Below are 25855 nucleotides of genomic sequence, written 5' to 3'. Positions count from 1 at the left end.
TTGCTTACATCCCGCGTCTAACGTGATGAAAGGCGAAAGGTTGAGTAAAGGGCCGTCGCGTTACTTACCGTTCGTCAGCGTGTTATAGCTGGTCATCAGGTTGCGGTAGTCCGGGATATGGTTGGAGAACAGCGTGCCCAGCCCTTCGATATCGTTGCGCCAGTCACGGTGCAGCTCGCAGGCGACGCCGAACCAGGTCATCAGCTGCGCGCCGGCGGCTTCCATGCGGCTCCAGGCCGACTGACGCGTCAGCTCATTGAAGGTGCCGGAGGCGTCGGTCACCACAAAGACCTCGAAACCTTCATTGAGCGCTGACAGCGCCGGGAATGCCACGCACACTTCGGTCACTACGCCGGCGATGATCAGCTGCTTGCGGCCGGTGGCTTTTACCGCTTTGACGAAGTCATCGTTGTCCCAAGCGTTAATCTGGCCGGGGCGCGGAATAAAGGGAGCATCGGGAAATTGGGCTTTCAGTTCCGGCACCAGCGGGCCATTGGGGCCGTTTTCGAAACTGGTGGTGAGAATGGTCGGCAGGTTGAAGTACTTCGCTAAATCACCCAGCGCCAGCACGTTGTTTTTAAACCGATCGGGATCGATATCACGCACCAGCGAAAGCAGCCCTGCCTGATGATCCACCAGCAATACGGCGGCCTGGTCTTTGTCGAGGCGCTTGTAGTTTGCAGTCATGGTTTTACTCCTGTGGGGTTGATGTTGCGGATGAAACGCCCCGCCTTGCGGCGGGGCGTTGAGGTTTAAGTGTAGCGCCTGAGCCGGGAAACACGGCCCGCCCCAGGCGCCAAAGTTCAACCGGCGCTCGCTTCGGCGTTCATGCTGCCGAACTTGCCGCTGTTGAAATCGCGGAACGCCTGCTGGATTTCCGCGTCGCTGTTCATGACGAACGGGCCGTAGCCGACGATAGGCTCATCGATCGGTTCGCCGCTCAGCACCAGCAGCGCGACGTCGTTGTTGGCTTCGATGGTGATCGAATCCCCCGCCCGGTCGAAACGCACCATTTGGGTTTCACGCACCACGTCTTCGCCGTTGACCAGGATCGCGCCGTGCAGCATCACCAGCGCCAGCGTATGGCCTTCTTTCACCGTCAGCGTGGTGGTATGGCCGGCATTCAGCTTCATGTCCCACACGTTGAGCGGGCTGAAAGTGCGTGCCGGGCCGGCGTGGCCGCCAAAGTCACCGGCGATCACCCGCACCTGCCCTGCGCCGTCCGCCAGCGGAACCACCGGAATATCGGCGTTCAACAGCGTCTGGTAACCCGGCTCGGCCATTTTGTCCTTGGCCGGCAGGTTGACCCACAGCTGCACCATTTCCATGGTGCCGCCCTTGCGCGAGAAGTCCCGCGAATGGAACTCTTCGTGCAGGATGCCGGAGGCGGCGGTCATCCACTGGACGTCGCCGGGGCCAATCACCCCGCCGCTGCCGGTCGAGTCGCGGTGTTCCACTTCGCCCTGATAGACGATGGTCACCGTTTCAAACCCGCGATGCGGGTGCTGACCCACGCCACGGGTGCCGGAGGCGGAGCGGAATTTGGTTGGCGCCGCGTGATCCAGCAGCAGGAACGGGCTCATTTCCGCCCCCAAATCGTTATAAGAGAACAGCGAATTCACCAGGAAACCGTTACCGACCCAATGTGCTTCCGGGCTGTTGTGAATACCGAGGATTTTTTTCATCTTGAACTCCCGTTTCAGACCTCACGGCCTTAAGTTGATGTCAGAAGTTTAATCCGCCGGAGTTTGCTGCAGTAGTAGGCAAGATGTACACTCAGCGTTCTACTGATAGAACGATAAGGGATACAATGCTGACCGATCTGAACGATCTGTTTTTCTTCGCCAGCGTGGTCGATCACCAGGGATTCGCCCCCGCCGGCCGGGCGCTGGGCATTCCCAAATCCAAGCTCAGCCGCCGCGTGGCGCTGCTGGAGGAGCGGTTGGGCGTGCGCCTGATCCAGCGTTCAACGCGGCGCTTCTCGGTGACCGAGGTCGGCCAAACCTATTACGCGCACTGCAAGGCGATGCTGGTGGAAGCGGAAGCGGCGCAGCAGGCGATCGAACAGACGCGCGCCGAGCCCTGCGGCACGGTGCGTATGTCCTGCCCGGTGGCGATCCTGCACACTCGTGTCGGCAGCATGGTGGCGGCCTTTATGGCCGATTATCCCAAGGTGACGGTGCATCTGGAGGCCACCAACCGCCGGGTGGACGTGGTGGGGGAAGGATTGGATCTGGCGATCCGCGTGCGGCCGCCGCCGCTGGAGGACAGCGATCTGGTGCTGAAAATCCTGGCGCAGCGCACCTGGTGCGTCGCCGCCAGCCCGGCGCTGGTGCGCACCCTCGGGCCGGCGCACACGCCGGAAGACCTGCGTAAATACCCGACGCTCGATCTCGGCCCGGCGCGCGGTCAGCACCAATGGCGGCTGACCGGCCCACAGGGTGAACGGGTGGAGTGGGAACACACGCCGCGGCTGGTCACCGACGACATGCTGATGCTGCGCACCGCCGCCATCGCCGGCGCCGGCATCGTTCAGTTGCCGGCGATGATGATGCGCGACGACATGCTGCGCGGCGAGCTGGTGCAACTGTTGCCGGGCTGGCAGCCGCAGGGCGGCGTGGTGCATGCGGTTTACCCGTCGCGCCGCGGCCTGCTGCCGGCGGTGCGGCTGCTGCTCGACTATCTGGGCGAGCAGTTCGCCAGCATTGAAGAAGAGTGATCAGGCGGTGATTTCGATCGCATTGCCGTCCGGATCGCGAATGACGGCCTCGTAGAAACCGTCGCCGGTCCAGCGCGGCGCGGACAGCAAAATGCCCTCCTGCCGTGCGCGCTGCGCCAACCGATCGACATCGCGCTCATCCCCCAGCGACAGCGCGATGTGCGCCCAACCGACCCGCTCCTCCTGCGCCTGCGCCGGCAGCAACGTCGGCACGCGCATGATCTCCAGCGACGGCCCGGCCGCCAGGCTGACGAAGCGGGAAACGAACCCCGGCCGGTTGCGACTGACATACTCCTCCCCCGCAGCACCGTTGAAATAGCGCTGCCAAAATGCCAACTGCGCGTCGATGTCACGGGTCCACAGAGCAACATGGGCTATTTTCATCATCATTCTCCGGTCGGTAAATCGCTGTGCCAAACCTGGCCGCCGCCCTGCGCCACCTGCAGCTCAAGCTGCGGGTGCGCGCCGCGCGCCGTCACCAGATGATCCACCCGCCCGGCGGGCAGGAAGGGGTAAGGGGCGTAGGTATTGAGCTTGTCGCGGGTGCACAGCACCGCCACGCTGCCGGCGCGCGTCAACAGCCGCTTTTTGAAGGTGGCGTCCTGGTAGCTCAACGCGGAGAAGCCGCCGGCCGGGTCGTAGGCGCAAATGCCGGTGAACACCAAATCGAAATGGAAACCGTCGATTTCTTCCGCGGCCTTGGCGTCCACGCAGCCGCCGACCTGCGCATCCAACTCGCCACCGATCAGGATGGTGCGGATCCCCGGCCGCTCCAGCATTTTGCCGGCGATGCTCAATGCATTGGTCACCACCGTTAAACGCCGATCGCGCGGCAACAGATCCGCCAGATACAGGTGGGTGCTGCCGGCGTCGAGGAAGATCAGCTGTTCTTCACCGATCACCCCCAGCGCGGTTTGCGCCAGCGCCAGCTTCTCGTCACCGCTGAGCGCAATGCGCGTCGCAACGGGCCCCTCGGCCGGCGTCGGCGCCAGCGCGCCGCCATAGATGCGTTTGCACAGGTTCTGCGCCGCCAGCTGGCGCAGATCGCGGCGGATGGTCGCTTCGGTGGTGTTCAGCCGCTGCGCCATCTCCAGGGCCAGCACCCGCCCCTGTTGGCGGAGCGTGTCAAGAATGACCTGGTGACGCTCATTCGGTAACAGTTTGGACATCATGTCAATCCGGTGACGCTAAAAGTGATCATGAATGTACACAAACAAACACAAACGTACAATACAGGGCGGAAGAAAAATCGCCGGGCAGGATTTTCGCCTGCGGGATGTTGGCTATACTGAGGCAAGCGAAGTTACCGCAGACGTAACGGCTTGGGCGCTAAGGGAAAACGATGTTATTGACGATCGCAAGGTGGCTGTTTCAACTCCCCGGGAAGCTGTTCGGGCTGATTTTCAAAAATCGCCTGAGGATATTTTTGTTCTTCATGCTGGTCGCCGTTGGGGTGCTCGGCGCCAAGCGCTATCTGCGCGCCCACCAATATGACGACGAATTCAGCCTCGCCGCCCCCGCCGATTACAATCGCGCAATCAAGCGCGAAATGCCGCTGCGAGAGGCGCGCGAACAGTGCGGTGGGCCGTTGCACGACAATGTCGGCCAGCCGTGGCCCGCCTCAGCCGGTTATCTGCATCAGCCGACGCGGCTGCCCGCATCCGGCCTGCATCGGCTGACGCTGGATAATCAGGGCAACGATTTCGCGGTGCTGGTCAAACTGGAAACGCCGGCGGCGCCGCAGCAGCTGGCGGAAGTCTTTATTCCGCCCGCCGGCAGCTTCGAGGTAAAAATCAATGCGGACGCGGAACACGTGATGAAAATCAAGAACATCAAGACCGGCTGCATGTTCCGCTCCCGGCCGTTCAACCTGGATAAACAGCGCGATTGGCGCATGCCGCTGACGCTACAGAAGGACGGCAGCCTGCAGCTGCAGCCGATAGGCGATCGCCAATTCTGATCGGGCGCCGGGCGGAAGAGCCGGCGCCGCATAGGGTTACTTTTTCACCGGATGATCGCGGCGGAACAGTTCCCAGCTTTCAATTTCCTGCCCACTCGGCAAGGTACAGGTGGAATACTGGCCTGCCGCATTCTCTTTGGCGTTCAGCTTGCCGCCGATTTGGGTGCAGTACACGTCGGCCGGGTTCGCCATGCCGATCGGTTTCACCTGCGGCGGTGGCGGCGCCTCATTGGATTTCACGGAACACCCCTGCAACATCGTCATCCCTGCCAGCAGGGAAAGCATCAACGTTTTTTTCATTTTTTCAGCTTATGCAAAAACGAACGGCGGAGCGCTCCGCCGTTCGCTCATCATGAAATAAAGGATTTGCCCTGTTTCAGCACCAGATCGCAGGCTTTTTGCTTCACCTTCTCGGTGATCTGCGAGGTGCCCAGGCTGTTCAGATCCAGACTCTTGCCTTCGCCGGTCTGCAGCAAGCCGCCCAGGCCCTGCTGATAATCCTGGCTCTTGGCGTTTTCGGTGCTGGTGATGCCCAGCTTGCTGAGCAGCTGATCTTTCACCCCTTCGGCGCCGTTAGCCGACAGCACGTTGTTTTTCACGCAGTACTGCAGGATACCGGCGGCATTGGTCATGCTGCTGGAGCTCAACGCCTTGTCGCCGCCGTTCAGCAGGCCGGTCAACGAGGAGAGCGACATGCCGCCGCTGCTGTCGCCGCCCGACTTGCTCAATTCGCCCGCCGCGCTGCTGAGGGAATCCATCAGCCCGGCGGCCTGGGTGGCGCCGCTGGCCAGGGTAGCGGACAGCGCCAAAGCCAGCAATAAACGATGTTTGGTGATCATAGTGGTGAAACTCCTGTCATAACGGCATGCAATCGGCGCAGCGCGCCGGGATACCCTTCCGACGCCGTCGGCGGCGACAAGTTCCTTTTATCTCGCCGCCGCGCCGTTTTTCGGAATTCAGGAAGTTTAGAACTGCCAGCGCAGCCAGGCGAAGAACACGTTGCCGTTGTTATAGGTGCCGGGAATGTAGGTCGCCTGGAACGTCAGCCGCTGATAGCCGATAGAGGCCAGCGGCAGCGGCGCCGGGATAGGGATGTAATTCCAGTTGTCGCGCGCGGTGACGCTGGCGGTGAAGCCCAGCCCCAGACGAAAATCCTTGTCATCCAGCGGGCGCCAGATCTTCTCGTAGGCGTAACCGCCGATCGGCTCCCATTTGTTGAAGGAGTCCTTGAACGCCATGATGTAGATGCCGTGCCAGTCACCGTCGCTGTCGTAGCGGGAGATGCCGTAACCGGCGCCCCACGGGCGTTCGTTGTACTTATCGATATGCTCATCATCATAAGTCCAACGGTTGTGCCAGGTGATGGCCGGGATATAGAGATCGTGGTTAGGCGAGTTGTTCCAGGTCTCCGCCACGTTATCGGTAAAACGCTGCCATAAACCCGGTTTTTCAGCCTGTGCGGCATTGCCACTTTCTGCACCAACCTCAGCGTAAGAAGGCAGTGCAGGAAATATCAACGCCAGAGAACACGCCAAAAGAGTCCGTTTTAGAAACATCGTAAAGCTCCTGTAAAAATACGGCCGCAGATTTTTACCGATAGCTTGGGCAAGATCAAGCCGTATCTAATTTATCCAACGCCCGTTGTGCTTTGGTTAAGTTTAGCACCGGAAAATTCCCAATAATTCATGACAGACCGTACCGATATCCGCATGCTATCGCCTTTCGGGCGGCAAAACCGTGGGAAAAGTCCGCTTTGTCGCACGCGACTCGCGAGCAAGGTGCTTGACCAACACATCGACATCGAGACGGTTCACAAACGCCAGGGAATAAGAGGAATAGAGGCCAAACAGGCGGTTTTGGTGCCCGACCACCACCAGATCGATGCCGGCCTGGTGAATAAAATCGCTCACGTCCTTAAAGCGCCTTATGGTGACAATCTCCTTGACCGCGACCGGCACATCGACGGCGCTCACCAACCGGCTCAGCATCGCCTTGGCGGCGATCACTTCCTGCGCCTGGCGATCCTTGATTAACGCATCGCTGCCGTACTCCAGCTCCGCGTAGTCGGCGTTAAGATGGCCGACAGTGAGGGCGATTGGCTGCCCGCGCACCATCGCCGCCGCTTGACTCAGTAACGGCAGCCCATCACGCTCGTTATGAATCAGTACCAAAATATGTCGATAGCCTTTCATCACACTTTCCCCTCTCAGGCCAGCGCTGATGGGACATGATCCCCTCTGGTAGGTATACGCCATCCGTGCACACGTAGAGAAAAGTTTACGTATCACTTCCCACAGAATGTGATGACCGCCACGTTATATTAACGCCCGTGACGGCCCATTTTTACACCGGCCCGACGCGGCGCGCATTGCGGCATCTGTAAAGCAAAACTGACAACCATGACCGAATAAAAAAACCTCATTGTTAATTTTTTGTTTTTTATTAGTTACAGAGTGGTTTCGTGAAATAAGCGTGCGGCGGATCACCAAAATGCCCCTTTACGCCAGGCTCTGCTTTTCTTTCCCAGGCAAAAAGCGTTATGCCACCCGATGGGATTTAACGCGGCGTCAAAAGTACCGGATGTCTCGCCCTGCATCACGATAAATGCCAATGCGCCGCCGCTTCTCTGCCGATATACCGTCAATGAAAAATACCGTCTCTTCCCAATATCCAATAACCCTACTTTTTATGTATTACTCATTCGCGTAAAGCGCCGAATACAAACCGCCTATTCACCGGCCGCCCTCCTTATCTTGAACAAGCCGAGACTTTAAATAACTGTTAATGCTAACGACACAACATCGCCAGCAATTTATTTTTGCTGATTTTCGCCTGACAAAATAAAGATAAATAATCCGGAGCAATCAATGAAAATAACTATCGGGTCATTCATTCTGCAACAGCTTCATGCCCTGAGCGTCGATCGTATTTACGGCGTGCCCGGCGACTATAACCTCAGCCTGCTGGAGCTGTTGGAAAGCGACGAACGGCTGACATTTGTCGGCAACTGCAATGAATTGAACGCCTCCTACGCCGCCGACGGCTACGCACGGATGAAAGGCGCCGGCGCGCTGATCGTCACCTACGGCGTCGGCGATCTGGCCGCGTTGTCCGGCATCGCCGGCGCCTATGCCGAATCTTCACCTGTGGTCTGCATCGCCGGCACGCCGCCGCTGCACGCGATGAAGAATCATCAGCTATTGCACCATACCCTGGGCGACGGCAATTTCGACAACGTCATGAACTGCTTTAAACAATTCACCGTCGCTCAGGCTCTGATCACGCCGGAAAATGCCGCTCAGGAAATTCCACGCGTTATTTCCCGCGCCTGGATAGAGAAGAAACCGGTATATTTACAGCTGCCGTCTGATATTTGCGATGTCGAAATTGAAGTTGCCGCAGCCGCAGCAGCGCCGCAGTTGCCGGCGAGCGATAAATACAATGTGCAATTAGCGGCGATGGCGCTGTTAACCAAAATAAAACGCGCGCAGCGCCCGATCATATTGGTCGACCAAATGGTGGATCGTTATCGGTTGCAGCAGCAGGTTATCGCCGTCGCTCACCGCTTTGCCATTCCGCTGACCAATATGCCAACCGCCAAATGCATTATTCCGGAAGATACCGCCGGTTGGATGGGCGGCTACAGCGGCAACCTGTCGCGCCCCGAACTCTATGAACGCATGGCCCACTCGGACTGCGTGCTGAGTTTCGGCGTGCGTCTGGTGGACTCCACCACCGGCTATTTCTCGCAGCAAATTCCCGCCGCCGCTCAGGTGGATATTCAGCCGTTCTCGATGACGCTGGACAAGACTTCCTACCCGGCGGTGTCGACGGCGGATCTGCTGCAGGCGCTGTTGGAACTGAGCGAAGACGCGCCGGCGCAGCGTTTATCACCGCTGGCCGATCCGCGTGACAAGCTGGCGACGCCGAGCGACGCGCCTCTCGACCAGGCCTATCTGTGGCGACGCATCCAACGCTTCATTCAGGCGGATGATGTGGTGGTGGTGGAAAACGGCACCTCGGGCGCGGCCATCGGCGGCATGCGCATGCCGGGTGGCGTCAAGGTGGTCAACCAACCGATTTGGGGCTCGATCGGTTATACCCTGCCGGCGCTGCTCGGCACCCTGATGGCGGCCCCTGAGCGCCGTCACCTGCTGTTCATCGGCGACGGCTCCTTCCAGCTTACCGCGCAGGAAGTGTCCACCCTGCTGCGCTGTGAACAAAAACCGATCATCTTCCTGATCAACAACGACGGTTACACCATCGAACGCTATATCCTCGGCGAAAACTCGTCCTACAACGACATCAGCCCGTGGGACTACGCCAAACTGCCGGCGGTATTGAATACCCAGGCGCAGCCGTTCAGCGTGGCGGTGGAAACCACACAACAGTTGGAAATGGCCCTGGAACACGCCTCGCGGCAGGATCGGCTGGCGTTTATCGAGGTGAAAGTGCCGATGATGGACACGCCGCCGGTGATGAAAGAGTTCTGTAACCGCTGCAACAGCTTTAACTTCGGCCTGACCAACCCGCGCCGCAGCGCCTGAGGCGCGATGATCGCGCCGCCGGTGGTTCAGGCCGCCGGCGGCGTTTTTCATGCCGTTACCCGCCGGCGCGCGCCATGCAACGCTGGCGGCGTTCATCCACCCGCTTGGCGAACCAGGCGGTGGTCAGCTTGCGGGTGATTTTCGGGCTTTCCAGCTGAATGCCCGGCAGCATCTCACGCGGCAGCTTGCCGCCCGCCAACGCAAAGACCTTCTTATACAGGCCGGTATCGGCAAAGTCAGCCGTATCGCCTTTCTCAAGCGCCCGGCGAATGGCGCTGTCGCTCATGTTCAGGCGCTTGCCGAGCGTGCGCACCGCCAGCTCGGTCGAGCCGGGCTTGTCGCTGCTGAAGTCGATCAGATCGCCGTCCAGCGCCAGCGGAATGGCGCTCGCCCGGCTGACCGCGTTTTGGAACGCCGCGTTGCGGCTGGCGTACCAGCCGGCGTTGAAGTCGGCAAAGCGGTAAATCGGCCGGCTGTAATCGGCCGGGTATCCCAGCAAATGCATAATGCCGAAGTACATGCCGCCGCGCCGGCTGAAAACTTCGCGGCGAATCGAGCCGTCGACCGGATAAGGATACCCTTTGGCGTGCGCCTCGGCGAAGGCGATGCTCACCTGCATCGGGCCGCCGGTATGAACCGGGTTCAAATGACCGAACAGCTTCTGCCCCATCGGCACGCGGTCGATCATGTCATCGAAGATATCGCTCAGATCCTTTTCGGTGCGCACCTTATCCAGGCGCTCGCTGTAGCTCTGGCCGTTCGACGACGAGATCTTCAACGCGGTATGCACCAAAAAGTTCGGGATGTGCATCTGATCGGCGCGGCGGTCGATCTCTTTCCAGGCGATCTTCGGCAGCCCCGGCACCTGCGGGTTAGCCTGGAACGTCGACTCTTGTTCGGTCACCGCCAGCACCGAACACAGGTTCTCATCGCTCGGTTCGATGCCCTGGGCGGCAAAGGCGGCGGTAATATCGGTGGCCCAGCCCTGACGATCGCCGGCGTTGGCGGGGATCAGCGTCATCAGTCGGGCTTTGACGTCGGCGGGACGCGCCGCCGGCGCCGTGGTGGTGGTTTTGCTGGTACAGCCCGCCAGCGCCAGCAGCGCGGCCAGGCTCAGCAAACGGAAGGGCATCGGGTGGAATAAACGAGGTATCGGCATCTTTTCCCTGAACGTGATGACATGAACAGCACTGAAATTAGCCCAGCCGCCGCACACAATCCAGTATAAAGATACCGCCGCGCCTTTCCGTCAGGCCGCTATGTTCAAACGATCGATAAAGATGTATTTTATATACATCATATAAATCACTTTGCTCAACTAGCCAGAGGAGCCCCCTATGGAGCAGCAGCTGCTTTGCTATAAAACCCTGCCGGAATGGAACAGCGATACGCTGCCGGAAGCCTTCCGCCAGCGCCACAACACCCAGAGCGGCACCTGGGCGAAGCTCACCGTACTGAGCGGGAACCTGACGTTCGCCATGATGACCGAAGACGGCGCCACCACCGAAACCTGGCAGTTCAGCCCCGAAAGCCAGCCGCCGTTTATCGCGCCGCAGCAGTGGCATCGCATCGTTTCCTTCTCGGACGACATGACCTGCCGGCTGGCGTTTTACNCGGAAGATTACTACCACAAGAAATACGAACTGACGCGCACCCACTCCGAAGTGATCGAAGCGGCGGCGCGCATCGCGCCGGGCAAGGCGCTGGATCTGGGCTGCGGCGGCGGCCGCAATTCGCTCTATCTCAATCTGAAAGGTTTCGACGTCACCGCCTGGGACAAGCACGCGCCGTCGATAGCTCGCCTCAACCAGATCGTCGACGCCGAGCAGCTGACCCGCCTGCGCGCCGGGGTGCAGGATCTCAATACTCACCGCTTCAGTGGCGAATATGACTTCATCCTGTCCACCGTGGTGTTGATGTTCCTCGAGCGGCAGCAAATCCCGCATATCGTGCAAAACATGCAGGACAGCACCGTGCGCGGCGGCCATAACCTGATCGTGGCGGCGATGGATGCCGAAGATTATCCCTGCCCGCTGCCGTTCCCGTTCACCTTCAGCCCGGGTGAGCTGAAGCATTATTATCGCGACTGGGAAATCCTCAAATACAACGAAGATGTCGGCCAACTGCACAAGACCGACGCCAACGGCAACCGCATCTCGCTGCGCTTCGCCACCCTGCTGGCGCGCAAGCTATAGCGCGTCGTGAAAGATCACCCCCAGCGTATGGCGTTGGCCGGTGCGTATCCGGCTGACGCCGTGGCGCAGATTGACCCGATAGTAACCTTTCATTCCCGCCACCGGCCGGTGATGCACGGCGAACACCACCGCGTCGCCCTGCTGCAGTGGCACCACCTCCGGCCGGCTCTGCATCCGCGGCCGCTGTTCGGTCAGCACGAATTCGCCGCCGGTGAAATCCCGTTCGGGGGCGGAGAGCAAAAACGCCACCTGCAGCGGAAACACCCGCTCGCCGTACAGATCCTGATGCAGGCAGTTGTAATCCCCTGTTTCGTAGCGCAACAGCAGCGGCGTCGGCCGCCGTTGGCCGGCCCGGTGGCATTCGGCCAAGTAGGCTTCGTGTTCGGCGGGATAGCGCGCCGCCAGGCCCAACAAGGCGTTCCAACGGTTGGCCACCGGCGCCAGCCGTGCATACATCAGGCTGCGCGCCTCGGCCACCGGCGGCGGCAGCGGATAGGCGAAATAGCGGTACTCGCCGCGGCCAAAACCGTGCTTCGCCATTACGATGCGGCTGCGGAAGTGCGCATCCTGCGGGTAGAGCGCTGTCAGCTCGCGGCAAGCTCTTGGCTGAGCACGCCGGGCAGCCGCGCGCAGCCCTGCGCATCGAGTTCGCGCTCGATCGCCGCCCAGTCCAATTCGGTCAGCCGTGCCGCCAGCGCGCCGCTCATCGCAGCGCCTCTTTTTCCAGCAAGGCTTTCTTGCGCTCGACGCCCCAGCGATAGCCGGACAAGGCGCCGTCGTTGCGCACCACCCGGTGGCAGGGGATCGCCACCGCCAGCATGTTGGCGGCGCAGGCGCCGGCCACCGCGCGCACCGCTTTGGGCGCCCCAATGCGCCGGGCGATATCGGCATAGCTGACGGTTTCGCCGACCGGTATCGCCTGCAGCGCCCGCCAGACTCGCTGTTGAAACGCGGTGCCGCGAATATCCAGCGGCAGCGCCAGCCCGTTCTCCGGCGCTTCAATCAGGCCCACCACCTGCGCCATCAGCGCTTCATACTGCGCATCGCCGCCGATCAGCTCGGCGTTAGGGAATTTGTCCTGCAGATCCTGCACCAGCTGCTGCGCATCGTCCCCCAGCAGAATAGCGCAGATGCCCACCTCGCTCTGCACCGCCAGGATCTCGCCCAGCGAACAGCGCCCGACGGCGAAATGGATGCGCATGCCTTTGCCGCCCGCCCGATAGGCCTTCGGCGTCATGCCCAGCGCGGCGTTGGCCTGCTGGTAGAAGCGGCCATTGGCGCCATAGCCGGCGTCGAAGATCGCGTCGGTCACCGTTTCCCGCTGTGTAAGACCGGCGCGCAAGCGCTGGCTGCGCTGCGCATCGGCGTAGCCTTTCGGCGTCAGGCCGGTGATCGCTTTGAACAGCCGGTGGAAATGGTATTGGCTCAACCCGACGTGGCGCGCCAGCGTCTGCAGCGACGGCGCTTTTTCCGCCCGTTCGATATAGCGGCAGGCCGCGGCTATCTGCCGCGCATGCTGTTCCGTCAGCGGCGTCAGCCCTTGCCGGCAGCGTTTGCAGGGCCGATAACCCGCCGCCTCCGCCTGCTCCGCATCGTCGAACAGCTCCACGTTTTGCCGATTCGGCTGGCGTGACGGGCAGGAAGGCGAGCAATACACGCCGGTGGTTTTCACCGCGTAGATAAAGCGGCCGTCGGCGTGCTTGTCGCGGCTGACGATCGCCAGCCAGCGCGGATCGGCGCTGTCGATTACGTTTTTCATCATCCGTTCCTCACTGCGGTTTCGATGTTAACCAGCATAGTGACGGGCCGTTGGCGAAACACGCCGACTCTTGCTTTTTAATTCGATGCCGACGTTTTCAACAATGTTTCGACAATTTTTAACCAACAACATGAAGTTTATTACGTTGCCAACCCGGTTGCACGGCGTTAGGATCGCGGCCGGCCACGGGCGTGGCCAGTGTTTCTGCCTGTTAGTTGCGCGCATGGAGAGGTTATTGTGTTAGAGAGTTTTGGCGTCCTGAATTTATGGACCTATTTGGCCGGGGTGGTCTTCATCATCATTCTGCCGGGGCCGAATACGCTGTACGTGCTGAAAACCGGCGTATCGCGCGGCGTGCGCGCCGGCTATACCGCGGCGCTGGGCGTGTTTATCGGCGATGCGATCCTGATCTTCTGCGCCTATATCGGCGTGGCTTCGCTGATCCGCACCACGCCGTTCCTGTTTACCCTGGTGCGTTTTCTCGGCGCGATTTACCTGCTGTTCCTCGGCGCAAAAATCCTCTACGCCACCTTCGTGCAGAAGGCGCAGGCGCAACAGCAGCAAATTGAAGGCGGCCACAGCATTCTGCGCAAGTCGCTGACGCTGAGCCTGACCAACCCGAAAGCTATTCTGTTTTACGTGTCGTTCTTCGTCCAGTTCATCGACTTCAACTACGCGCACACCGGGCTGTCGTTCACCATTCTGGCGCTGATCCTCGAAGCCGTCAGCTTTATCTACATGAGCACGCTGATCTTCTCCGGCGCGATGCTGGCGCATTTCTTCAATCACAAGAAAGGCCTGGCGAAGCTCGGCAACGGTCTGATCGGCCTGCTGTTCCTCGGTTTCGCCACCCGTCTGGCGACCCTGAGCTCGTGATCCCTCCCGGCCGGCGCCCGCCGGCCGCGGTTTACTGTTCCGTCACGGCAAAATGACACGCAGGACAAACCGAATGTCAGGCAGAGCAAAGCCGCCGCTTTACCGCTGATCTAGACTCTCAGGGTTAACGATAACCTGATGAGCCTGATCGGAGGATGTATGTCTGACAATACCGTAGCCGTGCTGGATAGCGTGTCGCGTTTTCTCGATCGTCAGCATGGGCTGTATATCGACGGCCAGTGGCGCGCGTCCGCCGCGGAAGGCCGCCTGGCGGTGTATAACCCCGCCAATGGGCAACAGATCGCCACCACCGCCGACGCCAACGAACACGACGTCGCGCTGGCGGTGCAGTCCGCCCACAAAGCCTTCAGCGAAGGCGTCTGGGCGCAGCGTCTGCCGGTAGAGCGCGAACGCATCCTGCTGCGCTTCGCCGATTTGGTGGAGCAGCACGCCGAAGAGCTGGCGCAGCTCGAAACCCTGGAGCAGGGCAAATCCATCAACATCGCCCGCGCTTTCGAAGTCGGCAGCACCCTGAACTGGATGCGTTACACCGCCGGGCTGGCGACCAAAATCACCGGCCAGACGCTGGACGTCTCCATTCCGATGCCGCCGGGCGCCAAATATCAGGTTTATACCCGCAAAGAGCCGATCGGCGTGGTCGCCGGCATCGTGCCCTGGAACTTCCCGCTGATGATCGGCATGTGGAAAGTGATGCCGGCGCTGGCCGCGGGCTGCTCCATCGTCATCAAGCCGTCGGAAACCACCCCGCTCACCCTACTGCGCATCGCCGAACTGGCAAGCGAAGCCGGCGTGCCGCCAGGCGCGTTCAACGTGGTCACCGGCCGCGGCACCGTGTGCGGCAAGGCGCTGACCGAACATCCGCCGATCGCCAAAGTCAGCTTTACCGGTTCCACGCCGGTGGGCAAAAGCATCGCGCGCGCGGCGGCGGATCGCCTGACCCGCGTGACGCTGGAGCTGGGCGGCAAAAACCCGGCCATCGTGCTGAAAGATGCCGATCCGCAGCAGGTGATCGAAGGCCTGATGCTCGGCAGTTTCCTCAACCAAGGGCAGGTGTGCGCCGCCAGCTCGCGAATTTATATTGAAGCACCGATTTATGATCGGCTGGTGGCCGGATTCGAACAGGCGGTGAAATCGCTGTCGGTCGGGCCGGGGATGGATACCGGCGCGCAAATCAACCCGCTGGTGTCGCTCGCGCACCGCAACAAGGTGGCGGCCTACCTGGACGACGCCCGGGCGAAAAACGCCGAGCTTATCGGCGGCGCGGCCGGGCCGGACGCCAACGGCTTCTACATTCCGCCGACGCTGGTGATCAACCCGGACGATCGGCTGAACCTGACGCGCGAGGAAGTGTTCGGCCCGGTGGTCAACCTGATTCGGGTGGCGAGCGCCGAAGAGGCGCTGAGCAAGGCCAATGACACCGACTTCGGGCTGACCGCCAGCCTGTGGACCACCAGCCTGCAGCAGGCGATGGCGCTGACGCCGCGCATTCAGGCCGGCACCGTGTGGGTCAACACCCATACGCTGATCGACCCGAACATGCCGTTCGGCGGGTTCAAACAGTCGGGCAGCGGCCGCGATTTCGGCCCGGATTGGCTGGATGCCTACACCGAGTCGAAATCGGTCTGCATCCGCTATTGAGTGAAGCGGCGCGGGCCTGGCCCGCGCCCTGACTTACTGATGCTGCCGACGGTACTCGCTCGGCGACATGCCGAAACGCTGCTTGAAAGCGGTCGAGAAATGGCTGTGATCGGCGAAGCCCCAGTCGAGGCCAATGCCGGCCAGCTTTTCTTGCCCGGCGGCGCTGCGCAGCGCCTGCGCGCACAGATCCAGCCTGCGGTTCCTGATGTACTGCGCCACCACCAGCCCCTGACGGGCGAACAACCGATACAGGCTGCGTAACGACACCCCCAACTCGGCCGCCACCCACTCAGGGCGCAGCTGCGCCGACTGAATATGCCTGTCGATCAACGCCAGCGCCTTGTCGAAGACCGATTGTTGTCCCTCCGGGCGCGCCTGTTCGAGCGCCAACGCCGGGCGCAGCAGCGCCGCCAGCGCATTCAGCACCGCCTCGCTTTCCGCCGCGGCGAGCTGAGGATCCTGCATGCTGCTCAGCACCAGCTGGCGGCTGAGGCGCACCGCGCTGAGCTCGGCCCCCAGACGCTGGGCGCAGGGCGGCGGCAGCGGCAGGCAGCCGCGCGGCAATAGCAAAGAGATTTGGCGCGAATCGCGCTGGAAGGTGAAGCTGCTGGGCCGTGAGGCGTCGATCAGCGTCATGTCGCCGGGAGAGAGCAGCGTTTGGCGATCGCCCTGCTCCATCAACGCGCTGCCGCGCAGCTGGATGACGGTGAAAAAGTGCGCGCCGTCGCTGCGGGCGATCTCACGCGGCGTGCGGTACAGCCGGGCCTGAGACACGTCGACCACGCTCAGGCGCAGGGCATGGGCGCGAAACTCCTGCATCGCCCCGCTGAAGCCGGGCCCCAACGTTTTCGCGCAGAATCGGCCGCAGGCGGTGTTGATTTTCCCCAGCCACTCTTCGAAGCCGACGTCCCGGAGCGTTGCCAATGCCGTCATGATCTCTCCCTTCAAACAGCAGCGGTGCTGCGCCGTTGAACAGAAAAACACCATAACAATCCATTAACACACAATCAATGGCGAGCGGGGGATTTGGCGCCGCGATCACAGATCATCGGGCGCCGGGAGGCATCGCCTTAAGGTTGCGTATCCAACAGATAGCGCACCACCGCCGCGTACTCTTTGGCGTAGCCTTCAACGCTGGTGCTGGCCATGCCGGCATTGTCTATCTTGTATTTGCCTGCCACGTAGAACGACGGGGTGCCGCGCACCTCGAACGCTTTCACCGCTTCGTTCTGCTTGGCGATCAATCCTTTGACCAGCAGGCTGTGGCGCGCGTTTTCATAGGTGGCGGCATCGATGCCGGCCGCCGTGAACACCCGCTGAATATCGTCGGCGCCGTTGACGGCGCGCTGTTTCTGCACCGCGTCGAACATCGCGCCTTCAATCTTGTCTTCCACGCCCAGCACCGTCGCCACCGCCCAGGCTTCGGTCAGCGCATTGCCCAGTTTGCCCATCAGGCTGACGTGATATTTGGTGACTTTCTCACCGGCAGGCAGCGCCTGCGCCACGGTGCCGCCTACGCGGTAGGTTTCGGCGAACTGATAACAAGGGCCGCAGTAGAAGGAGAAGAACTCCACCACCGCCGGCGCGGCGGCCACCGGCTTATCCAGCCGGGTATATTGCTCGCCCGCACGGTAATCCGCGGCCTGAACCGCGGGCAGCGCCAACATCAATACGACGGCGGCGGCGAACGAACGCTTAACTTTTGCCAACATAAACACTCCTGGTTTCATCTATGAACATCGTCCTTAGCGGCGGTTTTTATAATCAAATAACCGGCAGAAAACCAGTGTTTATTACCTTCTGTTTATGTGGGATTAAGTCAGCGCCCTTCGTAGCCGTCCCAATAGGCACCCACCGCTTCCTGCGAGAGCACCTGGCGGCGCTTAGGATTGTCGGCGCTGCTGTAGGCGCGATTGATGAAAATGGTTTTGTGTTCCATGTTCTGCTGGAACTCCGCGCTGGCCAGGTAATCGGCCTTTTTCTGCGCCTCGCTGCGCGCCACGCCCGCCGCGCGATCCTTTTTCCCCTGCTGGTAGAACTGTTCGAACATCGGCACGGCGTTTTTAATGCTGCCGTTCACATCGGTGCGGAATTGCGGATCGAAGTCGTCGCGGGTTTGATAAACGTAGTGTTTGGCATGCTGCTCGGCGCTGCTGAGGTGATGAGTGCAGGCGCTGAGCGCCAACAGCGGCAACAACAGCGCCGCGCTTTTCAGTCTTTTCATGTCGTCTGTCCCTGTCAGTGAGGAAGGTTCCTTTAGCGCCACGAGCATAGCGCCGGCCCCCGGTAAACGTCAAACGACAAATCGCGCATCACTTTGTTTTATATTAATATTATATACATTAATTGGTATTCATTGCCTGAAACACTATGCTTTAACAGACAGGGTAAACACTCACCGACAGCGAGGCGGCCAATGAAACCGATCGACAAAAACGTGGGGGAGTACGACCTCACGGCGGAAAAAAAAGCGGGCATGATCACCGGCACCATCCGCGGTGAACTGCCGGACAGCGACGCGAATCTGCCGCTGGTGCCCTTCTCCGGCACTTTCGCAGGCCCCAGCGTGGCCGAAGCCATCGCCGATATTCAGCAGCAGTTCCCCGACATCGAACCGGCGATTATCGACGATTTGCGCGAGGAACTGCTGAAGGCCGGGTTTTAAGCCGGATCGCAGTGCCGCACGAACGGACTGTACACCGGCGCGCCGGGCTTCAGCGCCAGATCGGCGTCAAAATCTTCATTGCGATTGAACGGTACCGCCGGCCAGGCGGAAAACGCGTTCAAACCGTCCCGGTACGCCTGTGTCACCTGCGCCAACGCGGCGTTTTGCGCCTGCAGAGCTTCACCCGCCAACCCGCCGCGCACGCCATAGACCAGGAACGGCTCCAGCACGCTAAAGCCGATATAGTGCAGCGCATGCATGATTGGCCACAGCATCAGCCGCATGTCGCCGTCGCGCCCGTTTGGCGCACAGGCCTGTGCGGAAGCGCCGGCGGTGACGGTCAGCAGCGCCCGCTTGCCGCGCATCACGCCATTCTCATGGCGGTGGCGGCTGTCGTAGATCCCGCCGTAAACGAACACCCGATCCATCCAGCCCTTGATGATGGCCGGCGCGCCGAACCACCAGAAAGGGAACTGCAGCACCAGCGTATCCGCCCAGCGCAGCAACTCGATATGCCGCCGGATCTCCGCCGGCAGCGCCTGGATCGTCCAGTGATGGCGCTGTTCCTGCATCGCATCGAACCTGTCCGCCTGCTTTCTGCTGGAGTAGTGGCCGGCGCCCTCGCGCGGATCGAACCCCTCCCGATACAAATCGACCGTTTTCACCTGATGCCCCTGCGCCAGCCAGGCCTGCCGCGCCTGTTCGGCCAAATGGGCATTGAAAGAATGCGGCTCGGGGTGAGCCAGCACAATCAGCACGTTCATCCTGTGTCTCCCGTTGTAAGGTAGTGCTGTTATGCTGTGGCTTTATCGCCCCCTTGGCAATTACGCACCTGAAGGTAACCCCCAATGGCTTATCCCGGCGACGTCTATTCGAGCAAGTGTTCCGCGCGCGATGCGCTGGCGCTGATTTCCGGCAAGTGGGTGATGCTGATCCTGCCTGCGCTGGCGCAGCGCCCGATGCGCAACGGCGAGCTGCTGCGCCGCATCGACGGCATTTCACAGAAGGTGCTGACGCAAACGCTGCGCCAGCTGGAACGCAACGGGCTGCTCGAACGGCTGGATTTAAGTGAAAAGAATCAGGCGCATGTGGAATACCGGCTCAGCGCCGTCGCCCGCTCGCTGGTCGAGACGCTGACTGCGCTGGACCGATGGGCGGAATACCATTTCCCCGAGCTGGACGCCGCCCGCGAGCGCTATGATGCCGACCGCGGGCGCGAAGCCGATTAAAGCGGTTTGGCCCGCAGCGTCTCGCCGCTGCGCACGAAGTTGCCGGCCCCCAGATGATGAATGGTGTGCAGATCCGCATTGGCTGCGGTGAAGTTCCAGCGCCCTTGCTGGAACACCCGCTCGTCCGCCGCCGCGCTCAACACCTCGCCGAAGCAGGTGTCGTATTTTTCCTGCGCGCCGCTTTCCGGCAATAAGCGGCACTCCAGCCACGCCACGCAACCCTGTTCGATCAGCGGCACCTGCAGCGTAGCGCTCGGCGCTGCGGCGATGTGAAAGCGGGCGAACTTGTCGTCATCCAGCCCGGACATGCTGCCGACCGCGTAGGTGGCGTCGATGAACATGGCCGCCGGCACGCAAATGCCGAATGCGCCGCTCTCCTCGATCATTTGCCGGCTGTGCGCCCCTTTGTCCACCACAATGGCGATGCGCGGCGGGCTGAACTCCACCGGCATCGACCAGGCGGCGGCCATCACGTTGCGTTTGGCGCCGTCGCGGCTGCGGCTGGTGATCAATACCGTCGGGCCGTGGTTCAGCAGGCGGCTAGCGTGTTCGAGGGCGACAGGACGAAAGTGGCTCATCGGGAAATCCTTGCGAGTGACTGTTTGCCCAGCAGTGTAGATCTGCGCCGTAAAGGCAAGCAACGCGGGGCGCACAGAATGCACCGATGAGACGCTTGTTCCCGATCTCGCCATCCGTTATCTATAGTTAGATCAATTCGCCGGTAACGGCCCACTCCACCTGAGGATCTTGCCTTGACGTTTTTAAAACACCCTATCGCCGGATTGGTGCTGGCCGGCTGCGGCCTGTTGTCGGCGGGCGGCGCGCTGGCCGCTTCCGATGCGCTGGTGTACTGCACCGTCGCCTCGCCGGAATCGTTCAACCCGCAGCTCTCCAGCTCCGGGCCGACCTTTATCGCCACCTCGCAGGTGCTGTACAACCGCTTGGTGACGCTGCGCGAAAGCGATAAAACCCCCGCCCCGTCGCTGGCCACCGAGTGGAGCGTCAGCCCGGACGGCAAGACCTACATCTTTACTCTGCGCCAAGGCGTGAAATTCAACAGCAACAAATACTTCACCCCAACGCGCGACTTCAACGCCGAAGACGTGGTGTTCACCGTGATGCGGCAGAAGGATCCCGCTAACCCGTATCACAAGGTCTCCGGCGGCAACTATGAATACTTCACCGACATGGGCCTGGATAAGCTGATCACCAAGGTGGAAGCGGTGGACGAGCATCACGTGCGCTTCACGCTGAGCCAGCCCAACGCCGCCTTCGTCGCCGACTGGGCGATGGATTTCGCTTCGATCCTGTCCGCCGAATACGCCGACGCGATGCTGAAAAAGGGCACGCCGGAATACGTCGACAACTGGCCGATCGGCACCGGGCCGTTTGCGCTGCAGCAGTACAAGCAGGATTCGCTGATCCGCTACACCGCCAACCCGCACTACTGGCAGGGCGAAGTGGCCAGCAAGCACCTGATCTTCTCGATTACGCCGGATCCGCAAACCCGGCTGGCCAAGCTGAAAACCAACGAATGCCAAATCATCCCCGCGCCGCTGCCGGAACAGTTCGCCGCCATCAAGGCCGACGGCAACCTGCAGCTGCACGACATTACCGGGCTGAACGTCGGCTATCTGGCGTTCAACACCCAGAAAAAACCGTTCGACAACCTGCTGGTGCGCCAGGCGCTGAGCTACGCGGTAGACAAGAAAGCGATCGTCGCCGCGGTGTTCAAAGACAGCGGCACGCCGGCCAATTCGCTGCTGCCGCCGGGCATGCTGGGCTACAACGACAAACTGCCGGAGTACGCCTACGATCCGCAGAAGGCGCGCGAGCTGCTGAAGCAGGCAGGGCTGGAACAGGGCTTTGAAACCGACATTTGGTCGATGCCGGTACAGCGCCCTTACAACCCGAACTCGAAACGCATCGCCGAGATGATCCAGAGCGACTGGGCGAAGGTGGGCGTGAAAGCCAAGATCGTCACCTGGGAGTGGGGCCAGTATCTGGCCGGGCTGCGCAAAGGCGAGCAACAGAGCGCGCTGTACGGCTGGGTATCGGACAATGGCGATCCGGACAACTTCGCCACCCTGCTCGGCTGCGCCGGCGTGCAGAGCGGCGCCAATGTGGCGCGCTGGTGCGATAAGGATTACGACCGGCTGATCCAGCAGGCGATCCAGGAGAACCAGCCACAGGCGCGCGCCAAGCTGTATCAACAGGCGCAGGTGATCTTCGCCAAACAGGCGCCGTGGCTGCCGCTGGCCACCGGCAAAGTGTTCTACGCCACCCGCAGCAACCTGAGCGGCTACGTGGTGGACGTGAACGGCAGCGATTTCGCCAAGGCCAAATTGAACTGATCTCAGGCGCCGCAGCGAGGGCTGCGGCGTAATCCGCTTCATCGCTTAATAAGCTGCCAGCCTCTGAACCTATCGTTTATTAGCTTCATAACTTGCGACGCTCACCTATCGCCAGGCGCATATCCCCCTAAACCAATAGCTTAATAAGTGAGTTGAACCTGGCGTTTTGCCTAAATTGCGCGCACGCGCTTTCCTCCGATGTAACATTTCGTTACCATCGGCGCACAGACCCTTTAACATCAAAAGGTAACCCGGTGCAGAACACCTACATGCCGTGGCAAATTCGCCTGCACTGGCTGGTGGCGATCCTGCTGGTCATCACCTGCGTCACCATCGAACTGCGGGGCTTTGCCGAACCGGGCAGCGCCCCCTGGTACGTGCTGGTTGTCACCCACTTCAGCTGCGGCGTAACGGTGTTTGCGCTGATGATCGCCCGCCTGTTCCTGCGCTGGCGCCGCCCCTCGCCCGCCATCGCGCCCAAACCGCCGAAGTGGCAAACCGGCCTGGCGCACCTGACGCACACCCTGATTTACCTGCTGCTGCTGACGCTGCCGGTGCTGGGGGTGTATTCGCGCTATCTGGGCGGCAAGGAGTGGTTTCTGTTCGGCCTGCCGATGCCGTTCGCCGACGTGGCCGATCGGCCGCAGGCGCGGACGATTATCGGCTGGCACAAAACGCTGGCGTCATTCGGCTACTGGCTGATCGGCCTGCATGCCACCGCCGCGCTGTTCCACCACTATATCGTCAAGGACAATGCGCTGGTGCGCATGCTGCCGCTGATGAAAAAGCGCTGACCAGCCGGCGCCAGGGAAGAATTTTCGGGCCACGCCCGCTGACAGGGAATGATATGCAAACCCAATTTTTTAATGTGACCGTCGAACAATGCGCCTGCCAGCAGACGGCGCCCGACAACCTGGTGAGGATCATCGCCTCCGGCCAGACATTCTTTTTTTACCGTGACGACTTCAGCGACAGCGAAAATCTGCTGGCCAGGCTCGCCGCCGGCGATCGGGTGAAGATCGGCGCCCACCGCCTGCAAGACGGCAGCTACTGGCTGCACTGGCTGCTGCACGGGACAAAAGGCCGGCTGGAGCCGGACAGAACGCTGAAATACAAGCTGAAATACTTCGCCCTGCTGCTGCTGGGCGCGGTGCTGGCCGGCGGTTTCCCGGCGGCCTTTTTCATCATGGACGGGGAAGATTCCTGGCTGACCGTCGTCCTGTTCTTTATCGCCATCATCGCCGGCCTTATCGGCATCGGCATAGTGCTGTTCGTCGGTTCGGAGCTCCTGCTGATCGGGCACCGCGGCCGCAGGCGCCTGCTCCGGGCGCTGGATCGCGTGCTGCAGGGGCAAGACGTCACGCCGCCCGGCTCGCTCAGCCTGAAAATCCCCGGCATCAAATACCGGGCTGTCCGCGCAGACGCTGTGCCGGCAACCGCACCGCTGCAGACCGCGTCCCCCCTCCCGGACGGCGTCGAGACCTCTGGCATCGAGACGGTCAACGCCCTGAACTACGAACTCTGCCAATATGAGATCCCGCGGCAGGTGCAGTATTTGGATACGTATGCGTGGCGCCAGAAGGAGACGCACTTCGCGTTGACGACCCGCGCGCTCAATGTCCCCAATACCAAACTGCATCCGGTATTTCGTCGGCAACATCCGCTTTTCATCGCCAAAGGCGATCCGCTGCAGGTGCTGTATTGCGAGAACGACGTCATTCCCGAGTTGCCTAAAGTGCGTGGGATCATCAATCATCGCGATCGCCAAACCTATCTCATCGGCGGCAGCCGCTACTTCACCGAAGCCGGCCTTAACCTGTGCGCGCGCGTTGTCTTCATTTTTGGGGCAATCGTGGCGTGTTTTGTGCTCGGCATGATGGTGGTGGATAACGCCGATACCCCGGCCGGCTTTCACCTGGATGCCTGGACCCTGAAGCGTCTCGGCAGCGAATTGCCGCCGATTATTCTGCTGCTGATGCTGATGGTCAGCGGCCTGGCGCTGTTGATCGAGGGGTTCGCCCAGATCTGCCGCCTGTACTCTTTTGACCAGCACCGCACGTTTAAAACGTTTAAATACCTGAGAAATCTACGCCGCAGGTTATGGCGGCAGGCTCAGGTGACGGAGCTGAAATGATGACGTTAGCGCTTTATAAAAGACCCCTTATTATCCTGACGCTGTTTTTGGCCAGCGCGCTGGGCGTCTATTTGCTCGCCCCTGAGCAACGCTATGCGCAGTGGCAATGGACTCAGGGCGACCAGGCGTTGCCGACGATAGCCCGTTACGATCTCATCCACAGCTACCCGGCGCAGGACGGCGCTCTGCTGCTCACCAGCAAAAGAAGTGAAGACCGCGCGTACAATAGCTTTTACGGCTGGGCGGCCAACTACCTCAGCCAGGTGCTGTTTGCCGGCCCAAAAGGGTTACAGATGCTGGGGGAACTCGACGACTTGATCCACGATGCGGTGTGCGGCGAACAGGAGTGCGTGCTTTTTCTCTCTGAGGGCCGCAGGCTGGTTGACGTGCAACGGGGCACCATCGGGGCGCTGATCCCCTGGCCGGAAGGCGACGACAACCGGCCTTCCTTTGTCGGCGGCAAACTGGTGGCGCAACCGGGAAAACGCGCGCTGTATCTCATCAGCACCGAAGGCGTATTCTACAGCCCGGACTTCGGCGCCCATTGGCGGCAGACGCTGGAGCTGCCGGCGCTGCTGGACGCGCGGCAACTGCTGGGCTTTGAGCGCGGCGAAGAGGACTCACCGACGGCTTACGCCTCCGGTAAGCGCAAATCCATGCCCGAGATTTTTACCGCCGTTGATGGCGATCGCGTGCATTTCTGGATGAACCCGGTGCTCGGCTCCGGCGCGTTACACATCGCCGTTAACGGTAAAACCGGCGAGGTGACTGAACTGCATTGGCTGCTGGTGCGCGTCAAGGAAAGCGCGCAGGCCCCGGACGGCGGCATCTACCTGATCGCACAAACGCTGGACAGGGGACTGTATCAGCTTCTGCGTTATCAATCCGACGGGCAGTTGAAGGTGCTGCTGGAGACCGGCGATAAATCGCTGTATCAGCTCTGGGCGGGCAACGATAAGCTGGTCGCCCAAACGGATAACGGCGATGCGCGTCTTTCGCTGATTTTCGATCTGCGCTCATCCGAAGTGCGCTACCGACAGCCGTTGGAGTACCGGTACAACGGGCGCGACGACACGCGCCAAACCGTGATCGAACCGGAAAGCCACTATGACGATGACGGGGAGACCCCGGCGCTGCCCTACTTCGTTCGCTATCGCTCCACCACGCCGTGAACATAAGGAACTTGCCATGCTGTTAGGTTATGGCGCCGGCGTCGCCGGCCTGCTGGCGCTGTTATTGGCCCTGCTGCTCGCCGGCATCCTGCTCGCCTGGTGGGGCTGGCGATACGCCGCCGCCCGCTGCGGCCGCCCGCGCCCGCCGCTTTCCTGGGGCGGCTATCTGTTGGCCTCGGCGCTGGCGATCTACCCGGTGGCGTTCGCGCTGATGCTGATCGACATTGCCCTTCAGGATCTCAAGAGCCAGCGGGCGGAAGAACGCTGGAATCGGCGCAGTTACCTGACGCTCGAGGCGGCAAAACCGTTCGGTGAAATCACCCTGCCAAAAGGCAGCTGGGTAAACCGGCAGGAGCCGCGCCAGCCCGGCACCGAAGACAGCCCCATCACGATGAACGGCGTGACCGCCGTGCGCTTTCCTCAGCCGCAAAGCGTGGCCGGCGTGCCGATCATCGCCTTCGAGGTTTTACCGCCGGTGATGGAGCTGGCGAGCGCACACACCTTTATCCGCCCGAGCGGCCAAAGGGTGCACTGCGAAGCCGGTTGGCTGGTCTCTTTCTCTTTACCGCCGGATAAGCCGGCCCCG

At 61.1% G+C, this 25855-nt stretch carries 30 protein-coding genes; 13 read left to right on the top strand and 17 right to left on the bottom strand.

The features are described from left to right. Positions 1–60 precede the first annotated feature (60 nt). Positions 61–687, bottom strand: coding sequence for an isochorismate family cysteine hydrolase YcaC (gene ycaC / locus ADK28_RS12360; RefSeq protein WP_004928476.1), 627 nt, complete (start codon positions 685–687; stop codon positions 61–63). 116 nt (positions 688–803) lie between these two features. Further along, a complete protein-coding gene (locus tag ADK28_RS12355; protein ID WP_016928920.1) occupies positions 804–1685 on the bottom strand; it encodes a pirin family protein in 882 nt (293 codons plus the stop codon). 125 nt (positions 1686–1810) lie between these two features. On the opposite strand from ADK28_RS12355, the gene ADK28_RS12350 reads away from it, so the two are divergent. Further along, positions 1811–2719 (top strand): LysR family transcriptional regulator, encoded by a 909-nt coding sequence (locus tag ADK28_RS12350; protein WP_033634044.1) that lies wholly within the window; start codon positions 1811–1813, stop codon positions 2717–2719. On the opposite strand, the gene ADK28_RS12345 is transcribed toward ADK28_RS12350, so the two are convergent. After that, positions 2720–3103 carry a VOC family protein gene (locus ADK28_RS12345; RefSeq protein WP_048795778.1) on the bottom strand — a complete coding sequence of 128 codons (384 nt, stop codon included), beginning with the start codon at positions 3101–3103 and terminating at the stop codon, positions 2720–2722. Between the two features lie 2 nt (positions 3104–3105). Beyond that, positions 3106–3888 (bottom strand): DeoR/GlpR family DNA-binding transcription regulator, encoded by a 783-nt coding sequence (locus ADK28_RS12340; protein WP_048795780.1) that lies wholly within the window; start codon positions 3886–3888, stop codon positions 3106–3108. A 173-nt stretch (positions 3889–4061) separates the two neighbouring features. On the opposite strand from ADK28_RS12340, the gene ADK28_RS12335 reads away from it, so the two are divergent. Further along, a complete protein-coding gene (locus ADK28_RS12335; RefSeq protein ID WP_048795777.1) occupies positions 4062–4679 on the top strand; it encodes a hypothetical protein in 618 nt (205 codons plus the stop codon). Between the two features lie 36 nt (positions 4680–4715). Here ADK28_RS12335 and ADK28_RS12330 read toward each other — a convergent pair whose 3' ends face one another. The 4 genes from ADK28_RS12330 to ADK28_RS12315 form a co-directional block, all read right to left on the bottom strand. Then, complete coding sequence (locus ADK28_RS12330; RefSeq protein WP_016928925.1) at positions 4716–4979, bottom strand: DUF333 domain-containing protein; 264 nt, start codon at positions 4977–4979, stop codon at positions 4716–4718. A gap of 50 nt (positions 4980–5029) precedes the next feature. Continuing rightward, positions 5030–5518, bottom strand: coding sequence for a DUF2501 domain-containing protein (locus tag ADK28_RS12325; RefSeq protein WP_015376789.1), 489 nt, complete (start codon positions 5516–5518; stop codon positions 5030–5032). Positions 5519–5644: 126 nt separating this feature from the next. Continuing rightward, a complete protein-coding gene (gene pagP, locus ADK28_RS12320; protein ID WP_028128205.1) occupies positions 5645–6235 on the bottom strand; it encodes a lipid IV(A) palmitoyltransferase PagP in 591 nt (196 codons plus the stop codon). Between the two features lie 156 nt (positions 6236–6391). Then, a complete protein-coding gene (locus ADK28_RS12315) occupies positions 6392–6871 on the bottom strand; it encodes a universal stress protein (RefSeq protein ID WP_016928927.1) in 480 nt (159 codons plus the stop codon). Between the two features lie 675 nt (positions 6872–7546). Here ADK28_RS12315 and ADK28_RS12310 point away from each other — a divergent pair. Next, complete coding sequence (locus ADK28_RS12310; RefSeq protein ID WP_048795776.1) at positions 7547–9226, top strand: alpha-keto acid decarboxylase family protein; 1680 nt, start codon at positions 7547–7549, stop codon at positions 9224–9226. A gap of 55 nt (positions 9227–9281) precedes the next feature. Here the strand turns inward: ADK28_RS12310 and ADK28_RS12305 are convergent, their stop codons facing one another. Next, positions 9282–10385, bottom strand: coding sequence for a DUF1615 domain-containing protein (locus ADK28_RS12305; protein ID WP_042706515.1), 1104 nt, complete (start codon positions 10383–10385; stop codon positions 9282–9284). A 178-nt stretch (positions 10386–10563) separates the two neighbouring features. Here ADK28_RS12305 and tehB point away from each other — a divergent pair, with 178 nt between their 5' ends. Beyond that, complete coding sequence (gene tehB, locus ADK28_RS12300; RefSeq protein WP_048795775.1) at positions 10564–11421, top strand: SAM-dependent methyltransferase TehB; 858 nt, start codon at positions 10564–10566, stop codon at positions 11419–11421. On the opposite strand, the gene ADK28_RS12295 is transcribed toward tehB, so the two are convergent. The 3 genes from ADK28_RS12295 to ada are packed head-to-tail and all read right to left on the bottom strand — an operon-like array spanning position 11416 to position 13180. After that, on the bottom strand, positions 11416–11961 hold the full coding sequence (locus ADK28_RS12295) for a 2OG-Fe(II) oxygenase (protein WP_239686244.1): 546 nt from the start codon (positions 11959–11961) through the stop codon (positions 11416–11418). The two genes, tehB and ADK28_RS12295, sit on opposite strands and share 6 nt — an antisense overlap. A 44-nt stretch (positions 11962–12005) precedes the next feature. Beyond that, a complete protein-coding gene (locus ADK28_RS33315) occupies positions 12006–12128 on the bottom strand; it encodes a hypothetical protein (RefSeq protein WP_256364572.1) in 123 nt (40 codons plus the stop codon). Beyond that, positions 12125–13180, bottom strand: a complete 1056-nt coding sequence (gene ada / locus ADK28_RS12290; RefSeq protein ID WP_048795774.1) for a bifunctional DNA-binding transcriptional regulator/O6-methylguanine-DNA methyltransferase Ada — start codon at positions 13178–13180, stop codon at positions 12125–12127. Before ada ends, ADK28_RS33315 begins: the two co-directional genes overlap by 4 nt. Before the next feature lie 237 nt (positions 13181–13417). On the opposite strand from ada, the gene leuE reads away from it, so the two are divergent. Both leuE and ADK28_RS12280 read left to right on the top strand, forming a co-directional pair. Further along, a complete protein-coding gene (leuE, locus tag ADK28_RS12285) occupies positions 13418–14056 on the top strand; it encodes a leucine efflux protein LeuE (protein WP_016928933.1) in 639 nt (212 codons plus the stop codon). Positions 14057–14215: 159 nt separating this feature from the next. Then, on the top strand, positions 14216–15715 hold the full coding sequence (locus ADK28_RS12280; RefSeq protein ID WP_048795773.1) for an aldehyde dehydrogenase family protein: 1500 nt from the start codon (positions 14216–14218) through the stop codon (positions 15713–15715). Between the two features lie 33 nt (positions 15716–15748). On the opposite strand, the gene feaR is transcribed toward ADK28_RS12280, so the two are convergent. From feaR to ADK28_RS12265, 3 genes are all read right to left on the bottom strand, one after another. After that, positions 15749–16648, bottom strand: coding sequence for a transcriptional regulator FeaR (gene feaR, locus ADK28_RS12275; protein WP_048795779.1), 900 nt, complete (start codon positions 16646–16648; stop codon positions 15749–15751). A 137-nt stretch (positions 16649–16785) separates the two neighbouring features. After that, positions 16786–17427, bottom strand: a complete 642-nt coding sequence (locus ADK28_RS12270; protein WP_048795772.1) for a DsbA family protein — start codon at positions 17425–17427, stop codon at positions 16786–16788. A 107-nt stretch (positions 17428–17534) separates the two neighbouring features. After that, positions 17535–17939: an Exc2 family lipoprotein gene (locus ADK28_RS12265; protein WP_016928937.1), complete on the bottom strand. Its 405-nt coding sequence runs from the start codon at positions 17937–17939 to the stop codon at positions 17535–17537. Positions 17940–18131: 192 nt separating this feature from the next. On the opposite strand from ADK28_RS12265, the gene ADK28_RS12260 reads away from it, so the two are divergent. Next, positions 18132–18380, top strand: a complete 249-nt coding sequence (locus ADK28_RS12260; protein WP_016928938.1) for a hypothetical protein — start codon at positions 18132–18134, stop codon at positions 18378–18380. On the opposite strand, the gene ADK28_RS12255 is transcribed toward ADK28_RS12260, so the two are convergent. Continuing rightward, positions 18377–19144: an NAD(P)H-dependent oxidoreductase gene (locus tag ADK28_RS12255; RefSeq protein WP_048795771.1), complete on the bottom strand. Its 768-nt coding sequence runs from the start codon at positions 19142–19144 to the stop codon at positions 18377–18379. The two genes, ADK28_RS12260 and ADK28_RS12255, sit on opposite strands and share 4 nt — an antisense overlap. Positions 19145–19228: 84 nt before the next feature. Here ADK28_RS12255 and ADK28_RS12250 point away from each other — a divergent pair, with 84 nt between their 5' ends. Further along, positions 19229–19609 carry a winged helix-turn-helix transcriptional regulator gene (locus tag ADK28_RS12250; RefSeq protein ID WP_016928940.1) on the top strand — a complete coding sequence of 127 codons (381 nt, stop codon included), beginning with the start codon at positions 19229–19231 and terminating at the stop codon, positions 19607–19609. On the opposite strand, the gene ADK28_RS12245 is transcribed toward ADK28_RS12250, so the two are convergent. Next, the gene (locus ADK28_RS12245; RefSeq protein WP_047572514.1) at positions 19606–20187 is read right to left on the bottom strand and encodes a flavin reductase family protein; all 582 of its coding nucleotides are present in this window, start codon (positions 20185–20187) and stop codon (positions 19606–19608) included. The genes ADK28_RS12250 and ADK28_RS12245 overlap by 4 nt on opposite strands. 174 nt (positions 20188–20361) lie before the next feature. Here ADK28_RS12245 and ADK28_RS12240 point away from each other — a divergent pair, with 174 nt between their 5' ends. The 5 genes from ADK28_RS12240 to ADK28_RS12220 all read left to right on the top strand — a co-directional run. Next, positions 20362–21963, top strand: coding sequence for an ABC transporter substrate-binding protein (locus tag ADK28_RS12240; protein ID WP_016928942.1), 1602 nt, complete (start codon positions 20362–20364; stop codon positions 21961–21963). A gap of 269 nt (positions 21964–22232) precedes the next feature. Continuing rightward, the gene (gene cybB / locus ADK28_RS12235) at positions 22233–22757 is read left to right on the top strand and encodes a cytochrome b561 (RefSeq protein ID WP_079451037.1); all 525 of its coding nucleotides are present in this window, start codon (positions 22233–22235) and stop codon (positions 22755–22757) included. A 53-nt stretch (positions 22758–22810) separates the two neighbouring features. Further along, positions 22811–24097, top strand: coding sequence for a hypothetical protein (locus ADK28_RS12230; protein ID WP_048795770.1), 1287 nt, complete (start codon positions 22811–22813; stop codon positions 24095–24097). Next, positions 24094–25269 carry a hypothetical protein gene (locus ADK28_RS12225; protein WP_016928945.1) on the top strand — a complete coding sequence of 392 codons (1176 nt, stop codon included), beginning with the start codon at positions 24094–24096 and terminating at the stop codon, positions 25267–25269. The genes ADK28_RS12230 and ADK28_RS12225 overlap by 4 nt, the downstream gene beginning before the upstream one ends. 16 nt (positions 25270–25285) lie before the next feature. Continuing rightward, on the top strand, positions 25286–25855 hold a 570-nt coding region (locus tag ADK28_RS12220), incomplete at its 3' end, for a hypothetical protein (RefSeq protein WP_048795769.1).

The organism is Serratia sp. 506_PEND (genome assembly GCF_001076875.1).
Taxonomy (GTDB): domain Bacteria; phylum Pseudomonadota; class Gammaproteobacteria; order Enterobacterales; family Enterobacteriaceae; genus Serratia; species Serratia marcescens.
The sequence above is the reverse complement of the archived record's forward strand: the minus strand, read 5'-3'. Positions and strand labels throughout refer to the sequence as shown.